This is a genomic window from Nostoc flagelliforme FACHB-838, assembly GCF_014698065.1.
GTDB classification, from domain to species: Bacteria; Cyanobacteriota; Cyanobacteriia; order Cyanobacteriales; family Nostocaceae; genus Nostoc; species Nostoc flagelliforme_B.
In genome coordinates this window covers 1-14,817 of sequence record NZ_JACJSI010000150.1, presented here as the reverse complement: position 1 = coordinate 14,817, position 14,817 = coordinate 1, and the positions used below count along the sequence as shown (strand labels likewise).

Sequence of the window (14,817 nt, the reverse complement as noted above, 5' to 3'; positions counted from 1 at the left end):
TAATGCTTGATAATCTCCAGTGCTGGCTTTTCGTTGCAGCCATAGGTTGATTGTGTTTCGACTGATTTGAAAAACTTGCGCTGCTTCCGTTTTGTTCATCCCGTCTAACTCTATTGCCTGAATTACCTTCTGGCGTAAGTCGTAACTGTAAGGTTTTGGCATGAGCTTTCCTTGAGCTGAACGCTTCATCTGTATCTAGTTTTACTTTACTCACTAATTATACTGTTTGTCCTAACCGCCTTGGCGCTTGCTATACCTGTTGAATTCGGATACTTTCTTGCTCGAAGTCAAGAACTAAGAACTCATGCAATTCAAAATATGACTGCTTCTAGTGGTCGTCAACGTGTACCAGTTAATTGTTTTTTATCATTCTTACTAACGGTTCCATCTAATACAGTACCTCGAAAATTTGGAGATGTAATTCAACCAATTATGAGAACTATAAAAGCTAACAGTGAACAAATAATTTCTTTAAATGCTATTCGTGATACTTTGCTTTACAACCTCCTTTCAGGTGAAATTAAGGCAGTTGATAGATTGAATGAACTATCTCTTGATACTAATTTATCTGTATGAGGTAAAGTATGCCTGGAACAAAGCTATCAAGTATTGAGAGTCAGTTGATAAAACAGTGGAATAATCCTAAAGCTTTTCCACAGCCAAGATTATCTAGTATGGTAATTTCCGGCGTTTCTGGAGTTAGAGGAATCAAAAATTTCTGTATAAATTTAGATAGGCCAATAACGGCTATATGTGGTAAAGCAGGAGTAGGCAAAAGTACTATTCTCTCTCTTTTAAGACTTGCTTTTGAAAATAGTTCTTCTATAGATACTGCCCAATATACTTTTGATAATTTATTTCTAACAACTCACATTGATCCAGCTTTCACTGATTTTGAGATCAAGTGGAAATATATTAATCAAAGACCAGACCCTAAAATTTATGATGAAGTTATTTTTGATGGTATTAATAGATCTTTTTCAGCTAATCGCCCTAATAAAAATATTATTTTTGTTAGTACATCTCGATCAATTTTAGGCTTAAACCATATTTCAGTTGCCAGTCACTTTAAAACTAATCCCGTATTTGATACAACGTTTGCCCTAAATGAAAAATTCAGACAAAGATTAAGCGATACATTGGGAAAAACATTCTATGAAGCTGCCCTTAATATTACAGATGACCTAAAACTTAGGTCTTGCTTATCAGGCAAAAAGTATTCAAGTTTAAATATGTCTTCAGGAGAGGATGTACTTATAGAATTGTTCTGCATTCTTCAAACTGCTGAAGTTCAATCTTTGATTCTTATAGAAGATATAGAGTCTGGGCTTTATCCCTCTGCAATTACTAGATTTGCACCTCATCTTATAGAAATTTGCCAAGATAAAAAGTTTCAAATGATTATTACAACTCGTTCTCTTGATTTTCTTGATGCTTTACCAAGGCAATTTCGTTGTCTAATAGAATTTAATAATGTTTCCCATCAAATACATGATTTTGTTGCTAAAAATAAAGTAATCTCTTCAATATCATCTACTTTTGAGCCGGATATTATTATTTTTTGTGAAGATTCTGTAGCAGAAAGTCTCATACGACTAGCTGTTCCTGGTCATATAAGGAGAAGATTAAAGATTGTTTGTGGTAGAACAAAATCAAAATTAGCTAGTCTTGCTGAAGCACATATAATTTCAGGCTGGCAACAGCGAGTGTTAATTGTTTGGGACGGTGATGTTATAGCTGAAGACATTACAAAATGGATGAATAGCTTGGATATGTCAAGTGAAGATAAAAATAGCAAAATTAATAGGATAAAACTACCAGGTACAGTTCCACCTGAACAGTGGATTGTAGAGATTTTATCTTGTCCTGAAGGCTTACAACTATTAGCATCAGAGTTAAGGGAAGATGAAATTCATGCCGAGTTTTTGCTGAATACTATGAAAACATTCTTTAAGCATCATAATGTTTTCAGAGAAACTGCTCAACTCACACAGTTAGATGAACTAACTGTTGCTAATGTTCTAGTTAAGGCAGTAGATCGTCTTTCTTCAAAGCCACTGGCAATTCTACGAAACCAATTAGATAGGATAGCAAATGGTGAACAAGTAATAGAGGTTGAAACTTAGAGCTTTACCCAGGTATTTAAAAATGATTACTGAAGAGTTACTTGAAGAATTATCACTAAAAATATTTGAAGAACTTGGTTATACAAGATTGTATTATTCTGAAATAAAACCTGAGGAATCAAATTCTCAAAGAAGCAGCTATAACGAAGTTTTATTGGTAAATCGTTTACGTTCTGCAATTGAAAATTTGAATCCACATATACCTAGTGAAGCTTTAGAGGAAGCTATTAGAAAATTAATTCGTTCTGAAAGCCAAAACTTATTAGATAATAATTATACTTTTCATAAGTTGTTGATTGAAGGCATATCAATTAGATATTCTAAGAACGATGAAATCATTTACGAACAAATTCAGATTATAGATTTTAAGAATATAGAGCGTAATGATTGGGTAATCACTAATCAGTTTAGTGTTCAAGAGAATAGAATAATTCGCCGTCCCGATCTGGTAGTTTTTATTAATGGTTTGCCTTTGGCAGTAATTGAACTTAAAAGCCCAATAAGAGAAAAAGCAACTATCGAACAAGCTTTTAGTCAATTGCAAAGATATAAACAAGATATTCCTTCATTGTTTACTTATAATGAACTATTAATTGTTTCGGATGGACTACAAGCCAGAATTGGTAGCCTGACATCAGGGCTTGAAAAATTTTTTCACTGGCGAACTATTGATGGAGAACACATTATCATTAAGGGAAAGCCAGAACTAGAGATTCTTTTAAAGGGTGTTTTTGATAAAGAGCGTCTCCTTGATTTCATACGTTTCTTCATCGTATTTGAAGTCAATGGGGAAAGCATTACTAAAAAAATGGCAGGGTATCGCCAATACCACGCCGTCAACAAAGCCGTTGCCGAAACTGTCAAAGCCACCTCTTCAGAAGGCGACAAGCGGGTGGGTGTAATCTGGCACACCCAAGGTTCAGGTAAAAGCCTCTCAATGGCATTCTACGCTGGAAAAATTATTCAGCATCCGGCAATGGCAAACCCCACCTTAGTTGTTTTGACCGATCGCAATGACCTAGATGACCAACTCCTCACCACCTTTTCCAAATGCCAAGACTTACTGCGCCAGCAACCCGTCCAAGCAGCAGACCGCGCCGACCTTAAAACCAAACTACAAGTAGCATCTGGTGGCGTTATCTTTACCACCATTCAGAAATTCGCCCTAGAGGAACAAGGCGGTGAGTATGAAATGTTGAGCGATCGCCATAACATCGTCTTCATTGCTGATGAAGCCCACCGTTCCCAATATGGACTGAAAGCGCGAGTCGTCAAAACCAAAGACAAAGAAACTGGGCAAGAAACAGGAGCATACACCGCCTATGGTTTCGCTAAATATCTGCGCGATGCCCTTCCCAACGCTTCTTTTATTGGCTTTACTGGCACCCCGATCGACAAAGCTGATGCCAGCACCAAACAAATTTTTGGCGACTACATTGATATGTACGACATCCAACGTGCTGTCGAAGATGGAGCTACCGTTACAATTTATTATGAAGCCCGTCTGGCAAAAATTGCCCTCGATGAGAGCGAGAAACCCAAAATTGACCCTGACGTTGAAGAAGTCACCGAAGGCGAAGAACAAACTACCAAAGACAAGCTAAAAAGCAAATGGGCGAAGTTGGAAGCAATGGTTGGTACTGAAAAACGCCTAGCACTTGTTGCCCAAGACATCCTCAACCACTTCGACGATCGCCTCGCGGCAATGCAAGGCAAAGGCATAATCGTCTGCATGAGCCGCCGCATCTGCGCCGAACTCTACAAGCAAATCGTCAAACTCCGTCCAGAGTGGCACTCTGACAAGGACAGCGAAGGCGAAATCAAAGTTGTGATTACTGGCAACGCTGGCGATCCAGAAGCATTGCAACCCCACATCCGCACCAAAAAAGGACAAGATGTAATCGCTAACCGTCTCCGCAATCATAAAGATCCACTCAAACTTGTAATTGTCCGGGATATGTGGCTGACTGGTTTCGATGCCCCTTGTCTGCACACCATGTACATCGACAAACCGATGAAAGGGCATAATTTGATGCAAGCCATCGCCCGTGTCAATCGTGTTTTTGGGGCAAAACCGGGCGGTTTAGTGGTCGATTACCTTGACATCGCCCAAGACTTGAAAAATGCTTTAAAGGAATACACAGAAGGCGATCGCGGTGAAACTGGCATTCCCATTGAACAAGCCGTCGCCCTAATGCAGGAGAAATACGAAATCGTCGCCACAATGTTTCACGGTAGCAACTACTCTCGCTTTTTCACAGGCAATCCCTCAGAACGTCTTACCGTTCTGCGGGAAGCAACCGACTGGATTTTACGCCCCGAATTTCAGGAAGACAACGGCGTGCAACGCTACATTCAAGCAGTGACCGAACTTTCCAAAGCCTTTGCCCTTTGCGCCACTGAAGAGGAAGCGATTGCTCTGCGGGAAGAAATTGGCTTTTTCCAAGCCATCAAAGCCACACTTTCCAAACACACCGTTGAAGGAGGCAAGAGCAAAGCCGATCTCGACGCTGCTATGCGTCAAATTGTGTCCCGTGCAGTTGCCTCTGATCAAGTAATTGATATCTTCAGCACCGCTGGACTCGAAAAAGCCGAACTTTCCATCCTCTCCGACCAATTCTTGGAAGAAATGCGAGGTATTCCCCAAAAAAACTTAGCGTTAGAGTTGCTGCGAAAACTGCTTAATGATGAAATCAAAGCACGATCGCGTCGTAATGTCGTACAGTCCCGCACCTTCTCGGAGATGTTGGAAAACAGTATCCGCCGCTACCAGAACCGCTCGCTCGAATCTGCCCAAGTTCTACAAGAACTCATCGAGCTTGCCAAAGAAATGCGAGAAGCTAGCCAACGTGGAGAAAGCTTAGGATTATCAGAAGATGAACTAGCCTTTTATGATGCTTTAGAAGTGAATGATAGCGCAGTTCAGGTACTAGGTGATGAAACGCTGAAAACCATAGCTCGTGAGTTAGTCACAGCGGTTCGCCGCAACGTCTCGATCGACTGGACGGAAAGGGAAACAGTTAGAGCCAAACTCCGCGCTATTGTAAAACGATTACTCAGAAAATATGGCTATCCTCCTGATAAACAAGAGAGAGCTACCCTAACAGTAATCACTCAAGCTGAAACTCTTTGTAAGGACTGGGCTGCATAATATGGAGACTGAGTTATTGCGATCGCACTCATGAAAGCTTCAGTTTGGGAAATTACAGTATATTTTAAAACTCTACTTATACCAGTGTTACCAACTACGATCGCCAAATAGAGCTACCTAGAAAAACTAGAAGCTTTAGTATTTTTCCTACTGTATATTTATTCCGGCGTCTTTATTTTTATAGATTTATCTTTCAAACCTTTTTCAAGCATTTTTTTGGTGTCTATTGACCAGCTTTTACCAGACTGACCTCCCATAAGAGACCAGCGAATCCAATCTACAGACGGCCTATCAGGGTTGTACCACCCTGGATCTGTCATGTCTGGTTTAAATTTATCAAAAAAATCCACCATTGTATTGATATCTTCAAGGGTCAGAGATTTTTTGTGTGCGATCGCCTCAGCTAAGGTCAAATTTCTACCGCCACCGAACTTTTTATGTAGTGCAAGCCCGCGTAGTGCTGGCATACTTGCTGCTGGTGGCACGATAAGTTCAATTTCTCTGACTTCACTTTCACTGCATAACAAAAATAAATGGAGGAGGGTAATTTGAGCTTGAAGAAGTAATGTATTCATTTTTACTTACTGTAATTTTGGAGCGTTAAAGTAATTGTTAAATTTCCAACCTCAAAACTACCAAATTCTAAAAAGCATTGTCTTGTGCAAACTGCTCGTATATGATGCAAGCCTCTGCCCTGAGTGCGAATTGCGGCAAGCTTATGCTTCCAATTTTGGCTTCCGGCAAATTTATGCTTCTAATGGCTAAAATACGCAAGCGATCGCCTAACGGTAAAATAAGGATCACAGCTTCGTTAACGGCAAAGTTATGGTTCCAGTGGCGGCAAAGTTATGGTTTCACTCACAGGCTGTCATTGAAAGCATGACTTTCGCTTGACTTGAAGTTTATGCTTGCAATTTTTTATACTTGATTTTCCTGCTGTATTAAAGCCTCTTGAGAGAAAGCAAAGACAGCTTTATCATTGAAATTAGATAATTTGAGTTCACTCTGAAAGGGTAGATGCAGCAGGGTTATTTAATCTGCGGTTCGACTGAGCGATCGCTAAACCTCTTCCTGTTCACCACCTCCTACCTTCTTCAAATAGCTCTTTGCGATATATGTCGTCCATCAAACCCTTGCTTAATCCAACTTAGACATTCATATTCAGACTTGAATAATTTTGGAGCTGCAATATTATTCAATAACTCTGGTGGGTAATGGTCGTAAAAATATTTATCAGCTTCTTGGAAGATGATAATCAAATTGTTACGGTAAACATAGCGAGACTTAAAACTATCTCCACGATGAACAAACTCTAAATTTTTAGTAATATGTTCTTTAGCAATATCAATGATATTACTGACACAACTTCCATAAATTCCTGCTGGGTTTTCTGCTTTATGAAATTGACTTTTGTGACCAATCTCAGATAGCAATTTATACGAATAAATCTCGTAACCATCCGCCTTACCAAAAACAAATGGAATGATGAGATATCCTTTATATGAGACTGAACTTTCATAAATAAGACGACTCATCCAACCTCCTTTGATGGAATTGCTTTTAAAAAACTAGCTTAAATTACATACACAATAAAAGTTAATACATTTTTATCAGTTATATTCAGGTATCACATATACTTTCATGAAAATTGAGCAAAAAAGGGCTATTACCCTGATTTTTATAAAATTAGAAAGTATAAAGCTTTAACAGGAAAGTATTACAAAACTAATTATGTACTAAATATGCTCACCATAAACTCAGCTGATTAGGAGGATGCTCAAGGTTATTCCAAGGTAGGGGTGGAACTGGTGTACCACTCTGTTCTAATAGCTGTTGGAAGTGACGTGCTGTGCTAGGCGATCGCGCTTCTATTGGGCAATGAACAAAGAAATAAATTTGCACTCCCATCTGTAACCATTGCTGAATCTGCTTTACCCACTCTTCCATAAACGGCTGATTCACTGATAAATTTGGATGAGAAATAAACCGAATCAGAGTAAAAGGTGCTGTCACACTCAATTGCAACGGTAATTTAGGTTTACGCCGTTCCGATTGCAGCTGGGGGTCATCATCTCCAGTATAAATAGGGCGCGAGTCTAACAGTACCCGTCCCACACCTAGCCTTTCTAAAAGCGCTGTCAAATTATTAGCATAGGGTTCCCTGAACCAGTCGGGATGTCGAACTTCCAGCGCTAGGGGTGCTTGTGTGCGCGGCCAAGCTTCCAAGAAGTTGGTCAAATCATCAAGCAATGTAGGTGGATAACTGGGTGGTAACTGGGCAAATATTGGGCCGAGATGCTTACCTAAAGGACGCATCCCTTCTAAAAATTTTAAAGCTGCTGGAATATAGGGTTGTAGCAACCCTTGATGGGTAATATCTCGCGGTAACTTCAGGCAAAATTCAAAACCTGCTGGAGTTTCGGCAGCCCAACGGGTTACAGTTTCTTGGTTAGGCACGGCATAAAAAGTGGTGTTACCTTCTACGGTGGTGAAGCGACGACTGTAGAGGTGGAGAAAATCGGCAGTGCGAGTACCTTGGGGATAGAGTTCGCCCGCCCAACCTTTATATGCCCAAACAGCACAACCAATAAAAAAGTTCACAGTGCCTAAAAGCCTTGAGGTATCATATTCAATTTTACAGGCAGGTTGTAGGGATCTGGAATACAGATCACTTGTAAGGGCACAGCATTGCTATGCCACTACCATCTATTGCATCCAAACAATGACTGCTTGATTGCTTTTTCATAGCGCAGCCTCAGCTATTGATAAATTGAACCATCAGGCATAATTGCCCCTGCTAAGTTAGTACCAACTAGTTTAACCAGAAGGCGCTCACCAGAACGAATCCGCGCTCCTGTTAAGTCGGCTCCTCGCAAGTCGGCCCCACTGAGATCCGCTCCAATCAGATTAGCAGCGCGTAGATTCGCCTCTCTAAGATCCGCTAAAAGTAGGTTTGCCCGAAATAAATTTGCTTCAGATAAATTCGCCCCTCTGAGGTTGACTTTGTGCATAAAAGTATCGCTGAGATTAGCACCGCTCAAATTGGCATAACTCAAATTTCTGCCAGATAAGTCTTTATTGCTCAAATTTGCCCGACTGTAGTCTTTACCACTCAAGTCTGAGTTTTGCTTTGGTGGTTTTTGGGTTGTTTGAGATGGTTTTTCCTGTTGAGGTGGCGGTGAGTATGGTTTTTGGGTTGTTTGAGATCGTTTTTCCTGTTGAGGTGGCGGTGAGTGATGTGTGGTTTGATGTTTGGTTTTTAGAGAGCGCAACTTTTCACGAGCTTCATTTATGGCTTTCAGCTTGTCTTGTGCTTTCTGCTGTAAACGGAGATTGTCTTTAGGAATGCGATCAGGATGCCAAACAAAGACTAAATCTTTGTAAGCCTGGTTCACTTCGTCAAGTGTTGCTCCAGGCTCTAATTCCAAAACTCTATAGTAGTGCTCCAGATCGCTCATACGATATTTTGGTGGACAATCAACTTAATTATGAGTGATGGAGCCATTTATTCGCTGCATCATTTGTTATTGATTATGGGGCATTGGGAAAGAGGAGGCAGGAGGCAGGGGGCAGGAGGTAGAAGTTTTTTAATTTTTAATTTTTAATTTTTAATTGATTTCTCATCTCCCCATTTCCCCATTTCTCCATCGAGCGATCGCTCTTAAATATGCTGCAACTGGAATCTGATAAATTTCAATCACAATCCAAACAATAATTGATAAATGTGACAAGAAAGTTAATATCGTCCAAATATATGGTGTCCAGGTAATGGGTTCTTTGAGATTAGCAGGAAAATAGTAAGCTACTATGCCAATTAAAGAAGTGGGAAGAATTACAAAAATTGCTGCTGCTAGTCCATAACCCCAACCTAATTCCACGCCTTCCAACTGGCCTTCTGTCCAACTAAACCCATTCCAACGCCAAATTAAGGGTGGTTGCCTAGAAGGCATCTTGATTTGCTGTAGTTCTGAGTTGACTGTAAAAATCTCTTGACAAAAGTCACAACCCATAGCTTCCATCATTGGCATGTGAGAAATCTTACCTATCCGACAGACTGGGCAGGGGTAAACTCCATAATAGTCGAAAGATTGGGCTAAGATTTTGGAGCTGGGCATAATCAAACTGAATGATCCTAAAAAGTTGATCTGGTTAATGAGGACTTGGGTAAGAAGAATGTATGGCGATCGTCAATTGTCTGCAATAAGCTTTCACAAGGTGAGGTGACAACTCAGGAAAATTATATATTTTAACTTCTGAATCCTGTTTACTAGTCTTGACTCCCACATTTGTACTGAGTCTATCGCTTTTTTCTGCTTTGTGGGGGTCTTGACACCGCTTGCTCTTCTTGCTAGTGTTAGGCTACATAGATATAGTTATTAAATTTTCCAGCAAAAACTCCGCAAATGCTTAAGACAAATTCCTACTTTTATTTTTGGTTTAGGGTGGTTCACCGGGAGTGAATTGAGTTTCCTAATGGAAACCGCCCGGTGAACCGCAGAGCTAACTCTGCGGTTTTTGTTGTTTTAAGGAGAATTTCATCGTCATGACTTATTTCAGTAGCTGGTTTTATGGCTTTTACTTTTGGCCCAGATTAAATTCCGGGTAAGTAGCGTCATGTCGATGAATCAGAACGCGCCCGGAACTCTTCAAAGGTTTCGGGCTTTTTTATTGTCCGCATATAGTGCCCAATACTCAATTTTTAGGAGAACGAAACCATGATTAACGCCAAACTTACCGCACAATCTCATCCGAACCACCAGACAATCGTTAAAATCTCAAAAAAAGTCGCTTTCGGGGGCAAAGAACTGGTAATTATCGGCGGCCCTTGCACTGTTGAAAGTTTAGAACAAATGGAGATAGTCGCCCAAAAGCTATCTACTGCATCCGTGCAGGGGTTGCGTGGCGGTGTCTACAAACCCCGCACATCTCCCTATGCCTTCCAGGGTATGGGTGAAGATGGATTGGAGATTTTAGCAAGGGTGCGATCGCATTATAATATGCCAGTTGTCACCGAAGTTATGTCAATTTCTCAAATTGAAGTAGTCGCCGCCCATGCTGATATGCTTCAAGTTGGTAGCCGCAATATGCAAAACTTCGACTTGCTCAAAGCTTTGGGACAAGCTGGTAAACCAATACTGCTCAAGCGTGGTTTAGCAGCGACAATTGAAGAATTCGTTATGGCTGCTGAATATATCCTCAGCCACGGGAATCCTGATGTGGTGTTGTGCGAAAGAGGTATCCGCAGTTTTGATGATTACACCCGCAACGTTCTAGATTTAGGGGCAGTGGCAGCACTCAAACAAATAACTCACCTGCCTGTAATTGTAGATCCTTCCCATGCTGTTGGGAAACGGGAGTTGGTTGCACCTGTGGCTAGAGCTGCGATCGCTTGCGGTGCAGATGGATTAATTATTGAATGTCACCCAGAACCAGAAAAATCTGTTTCTGATGCCCGTCAAGCGCTTTCTTTAGAAGATATGGTGCATTTAGTTGATAGTTTAAAGCCTGTAGCTACAGCCGTTGGGCGCAGTATATCAGATGTCGGGGCGGCTTTGGAACCTGCCCCGATTTTTTGTGCTGCTTAAATTTCGTCATTTGTCATTTGTCATAGGTACTAAAAGTAAGCGTACAGAATTAATCACAGTCATTGCGAGCGTTCGCAATGACATTGTGTAATTAATTTTGTTTATCTACTTATTTTCCTGTCAAGACTGTCGTTAGTGACAAATAAACTTTACTATCCCTCCTTAATCGTTACTTCCTACTCTCCATTCCCCTATCACCTGTCACCTTTTCCCTATTTCTTTTGATTTTTATTTGCTCTAGACTCGAACTTAATGCACCTTTGTCAGATCATGAAGAATGATTAAGAAAAACAAGTATAAACAAATATGATAAAAATGCTAGCTGAAAACTTGATGGGAATTGAGGCAAGATTACAAATTAATTGGGTTTGGCTAAATGCCAGCTTACAGTTTGCTAGCTGGGCACTCTTCTCACTTTTACTCGCTGAGGTTTTGAGAGATAGCTACCATGCTTTGTGTCACCAAGTCAATTGGCTTGCGAAATGGCATAACAAGCACCACATGGCCTATCGCCGCGATTTATCGATAGTTTCCATGAAAATTTACCAAGAATCCCAGCTATATCACGACATTTTAGAGTCGAGTCTACTGCTGGTGGTATTGGTAGTCGTTGCCTTAATTGTCCAGCAAATGGGGTTATGGCTGGGAGTAGCTTATGGTTGTACCTTCTTATATGGCGCGTCTGTACGATATTTCCAGGGAAAAATTGATACAGACTACAACCACTTACCTGGCCCTTTAGAGACAATACCATCCCTTTGGTGGGTGAATCGGACTTACCATTGGCGGCATCATTTTGATGATGTCAACGCTTACTACAGTGGTGTCTTTCCCCTAGTGGATAAAATTCTTGGTACAGGACTGTCTCTTAAAGGTAAAACCATCGCTTTAACCGGAGCATCAGGAGCGTTGGGACAAGCATTAGCGGCTGAACTTGTAAAGAATAATGCTAAAGTTGTGGCATTAACCACTAATCCAGAAAAATTAGTAGAGCAAGTTGGAGTGAAGGTGCTTCCTTGGCAGTTGGGTAATGAAGCCGAACTGAGGAATAGTTTAGAGAAAGTAGATATTTTAATTATCAACCACGGAATCAATGTCTACGCCAGCCGCACATCGGAGGCGATCAACACCTCTTATGAGGTGAATACCTTTTCAGCATTGCGGTTGATGGATATATTTTTGACAACTGTAACAGGGCCACAAGCAAAAGCAAGCAAGGAAATCTGGGTGAATACTTCTGAGGCTGAGGTTTCTCCAGCACTAAGTCCGCTTTATGAACTCAGCAAAAGAGCGCTAGGAGATATTGTTACCCTGAAGCGTTTGGACGGAGATTGTGTAATTCGCAAGTTAATTCTTGGCCCATTTAAGAGCCAACTGAATCCTTATGGAGTGATGTCTGCACAGCAAGTTGCTCGTGCGATCTTATTTTTCGCACGGCGCGACTTCCGAAATATTATTGTGGCAATAAATCCTCTCACCTATCTGCTGTTTCCCTTAAAGGAAACTAGTACGTCGCTATACTATCGAATCTTCAGCCGAACAGCGAAAAGTGAACAGGATTTACGCAAACAATAGCCGAAACCCTGATTTTAGGTAGGGGTAATTTATGAATTGCTCCTACAGAGTTTAGTTTTGCGTAGGCGTAGGCATCGCTCTGAATGAGTACTGGTTATTTAATGTTGAAAAAAGCCTATACTTATACACTTTTAAAATAGAAAGTCTATTCTATTTCAGATTTTGATAAATTAGGAAAGCAATAGTAGTGCCATATCTGAGTATTATTTATTATAATAAAATTTAATGAAAAGGATAATCATAAATCATGAATATAAAATTTGACGATTTAAAGGGAATGTTTAAAATATTAGTCCCTGATTCATTAGGTAAAGAAAAACCGAAAGAAAAGGGTGATTTTTTTGAAGAACTGGTTACTCCTTTGTTCAAAAATCAGAGATGGAAAGTTACTGCACGCAACAAAGTTTTACCAGGATCAGAGATTGATATATCTGTAGAAGATGAACATACAAAACAAACAGCATTAGTACAATGTAAATTTCATGAAGATAAAATTTATAGTAATGATATCAAACAATTAACATCAGAAGCTTTTTTACTTTCTGACTACAGTTTCGCATTTTTATTATCTACTTCTGAACTAGCGGGTACAAGTCAAACAGTAGTAGATACTTTTAATAATAAACATAATGATAAATTAATTGTATGGACTGGTAAAAAGCTTATTGAAATTTTTAAAAGTGCGTATGATATTCAAAACCCTGACCTAAATATATTAGGAAACATAGGAGTTAGTAGGATTACATTTTTAGTAACATACGAGAAAGAGTTTATCTGGGTTGTAGAACAAATAGATACAGATATAGAGAATAGCCATGCTTTTATTTTCCCGACTAAATTCACTCGGAATCATTCTGTAGATTATTGGAAGAGTTATTTTGATCATTTTAATATATATCAAAAATATAATTTAAAATTTTTGAATGAGAATAATCACAAATCGAACATTTATCAATCATTAAATATTGAAAGAGAACATGATTTGAAGAAAATTGTTATATCAAGAATACGCAAAGCAGATAAGTTTGTTGATTATCATTTACCTTGTAGTCCAGAAGATTTTTTCGGACGTGTAAAACCAAAAGAGATATTTTGGCAATTTATAAAAGATGTAAGAGATAAAAAACCTGATTCAAGAATAGTGTGTTTAACTGGTAATACAGGTCTGGGTAAATCCTCGTTATTAGTTAAATTAATAGAGGAATCTTGTCAAGAAGAATATAAACATGAATTTTACATCCGTGATGTTGATGTTACCAGTGTTAGAGATGATAAAGCAAAGTTTTTTCTAGCGAATGTTATTCAAACAACATTACAAGAAGCTATTGATCATGAATTTATTAAGATTACAAATCATAAAATAAAGCTAGATAGTTTAGAATATCCTTTTTTTGAAAGTGATTCTATTCAATTATTAAGACATAAGTTAAGAGAAGAAAGAAAAGTAATAATTATATTCTTTGACCAATTTGAAGAGATTTTAACTAATAATTCATGGGTATCAATTTATAAAGACTTTCTTGAAGTAGCGCAGGAAATTAATTACATTAAAGAAAATATTGTTTTTGGTTTTTCTTGGCGTGCAGACATTTATCTACCAGCTAAAAGCCCTCAGTCGGAATTTTGGTATAAAATAAAACATCTTAGTACAACAATAGACTTAAATAATTTTATTTTTTCAGAAGAAGATACAGCGCAAGCATTAAAAAAATTCGAGAATTTCTTGAGCAAGAATACTCATATTAAAAAATTAGATTCTAGTATTAAAAAGTGGCTATTAGATAATTGTCAAAATATGCCTTGGCTTTTAAAGAAAATTTGTGGTGAAATACATAAAGACACTTTGAAATCTGTAGATTTCAAATCTAAGCAAATAATTAATAACATTGACATCCAAAAAATATTTGATAGAGATATAGATGAGATAAAAAATATCGGCAACATCTATTATGATTGTTTAAAATATATTGCTGAATCATCTCCTATTTCACAACAAGAAGTGATAGATAAATATGAATGTGATGTAATTCATAAGCTGTTAGAATATCATCTAATTATTGCTACAGGTAGTAATTACAAAATTTACGCTGATATATTTCGTGAATATATTGTAGACGATGAATTACCGTTATTAACTATAAATTTCACCCCTAGAACAAGCATAGTAACAGCATTAAAAATTTTTAAATTACTCAATAGTAATTTAACCTAGCGTGGCAAAACTTACTAGAGAAGAGCGGAAATCCTGTAATCTTGACCTTGTAGCGAAATAATGGTGCAAAAACTTGGCAAGAAAAAGTTTAAAACCAGAGGCAACATCGTTTGAAGTACTCGATTGTGTTCAAAAAAAATGCCCTTCGTGCGGTCAAGCAATGTGGAA

Annotated in this window: 12 protein-coding genes; 6 read left to right on the top strand and 6 right to left on the bottom strand. The window is 38.8% G+C overall.

Annotation, left to right across the window (positions count from 1 at the left end):
* Positions 1 to 162, bottom strand: a 162-nt coding sequence (locus H6G97_RS33870) for an IS630 transposase-related protein (RefSeq protein ID WP_190938912.1), incomplete at its 3' end; no start/stop codon positions are given.
* A gap of 156 nt (positions 163 to 318) precedes the next feature.
* Here H6G97_RS33870 and H6G97_RS33865 point away from each other — a divergent pair.
* From H6G97_RS33865 to H6G97_RS33855, 3 genes are read left to right on the top strand one after another with little or no spacing between them, the layout of a single operon-like run.
* Positions 319 to 576 carry a restriction endonuclease subunit S domain-containing protein gene (locus tag H6G97_RS33865; RefSeq protein WP_190944805.1) on the top strand — a complete coding sequence of 86 codons (258 nt, stop codon included), beginning with the start codon at positions 319 to 321 and terminating at the stop codon, positions 574 to 576.
* 8 nt (positions 577 to 584) lie between these two features.
* Positions 585 to 2,126 (top strand): ATP-dependent nuclease, encoded by a 1,542-nt coding sequence (locus H6G97_RS33860; RefSeq protein WP_190944804.1) that lies wholly within the window; start codon positions 585 to 587, stop codon positions 2,124 to 2,126.
* 22 nt (positions 2,127 to 2,148) lie between these two features.
* Positions 2,149 to 5,277 (top strand): type I restriction endonuclease subunit R, encoded by a 3,129-nt coding sequence (locus H6G97_RS33855; RefSeq protein ID WP_190944803.1) that lies wholly within the window; start codon positions 2,149 to 2,151, stop codon positions 5,275 to 5,277.
* Positions 5,278 to 5,435: 158 nt separating this feature from the next.
* Here the strand turns inward: H6G97_RS33855 and H6G97_RS33850 are convergent, their stop codons facing one another.
* From H6G97_RS33850 to H6G97_RS33830, 5 genes are all read right to left on the bottom strand, one after another.
* The gene (locus H6G97_RS33850; RefSeq protein ID WP_190944802.1) at positions 5,436 to 5,852 is read right to left on the bottom strand and encodes a hypothetical protein; all 417 of its coding nucleotides are present in this window, start codon (positions 5,850 to 5,852) and stop codon (positions 5,436 to 5,438) included.
* 519 nt (positions 5,853 to 6,371) lie between these two features.
* Positions 6,372 to 6,812, bottom strand: coding sequence for a hypothetical protein (locus tag H6G97_RS33845; protein ID WP_190944801.1), 441 nt, complete (start codon positions 6,810 to 6,812; stop codon positions 6,372 to 6,374).
* Positions 6,813 to 7,023: 211 nt separating this feature from the next.
* Entirely contained in the window at positions 7,024 to 7,878 is an 855-nt protein-coding gene (locus H6G97_RS33840) for a DUF72 domain-containing protein (protein ID WP_190944800.1), read from the bottom strand.
* Positions 7,879 to 8,036: 158 nt separating this feature from the next.
* Positions 8,037 to 8,735, bottom strand: a complete 699-nt coding sequence (locus H6G97_RS33835) for a pentapeptide repeat-containing protein (RefSeq protein WP_190944799.1) — start codon at positions 8,733 to 8,735, stop codon at positions 8,037 to 8,039.
* 162 nt (positions 8,736 to 8,897) lie between these two features.
* Positions 8,898 to 9,392 carry a hypothetical protein gene (locus H6G97_RS33830; RefSeq protein ID WP_190944798.1) on the bottom strand — a complete coding sequence of 165 codons (495 nt, stop codon included), beginning with the start codon at positions 9,390 to 9,392 and terminating at the stop codon, positions 8,898 to 8,900.
* A gap of 600 nt (positions 9,393 to 9,992) precedes the next feature.
* On the opposite strand from H6G97_RS33830, the gene aroF reads away from it, so the two are divergent.
* The 3 genes from aroF (at position 9,993) to H6G97_RS33815 (ending at position 14,649) form a co-directional block, all read left to right on the top strand.
* Positions 9,993 to 10,862, top strand: a complete 870-nt coding sequence (gene aroF, locus H6G97_RS33825; protein WP_190944797.1) for a 3-deoxy-7-phosphoheptulonate synthase — start codon at positions 9,993 to 9,995, stop codon at positions 10,860 to 10,862.
* A 306-nt stretch (positions 10,863 to 11,168) separates the two neighbouring features.
* Entirely contained in the window at positions 11,169 to 12,437 is a 1,269-nt protein-coding gene (locus H6G97_RS33820) for a bifunctional sterol desaturase/short chain dehydrogenase (RefSeq protein WP_190944796.1), read from the top strand.
* A gap of 247 nt (positions 12,438 to 12,684) precedes the next feature.
* Positions 12,685 to 14,649, top strand: a complete 1,965-nt coding sequence (locus H6G97_RS33815; RefSeq protein WP_190944795.1) for a restriction endonuclease — start codon at positions 12,685 to 12,687, stop codon at positions 14,647 to 14,649.
* Positions 14,650 to 14,817: the final 168 nt, after the last annotated feature.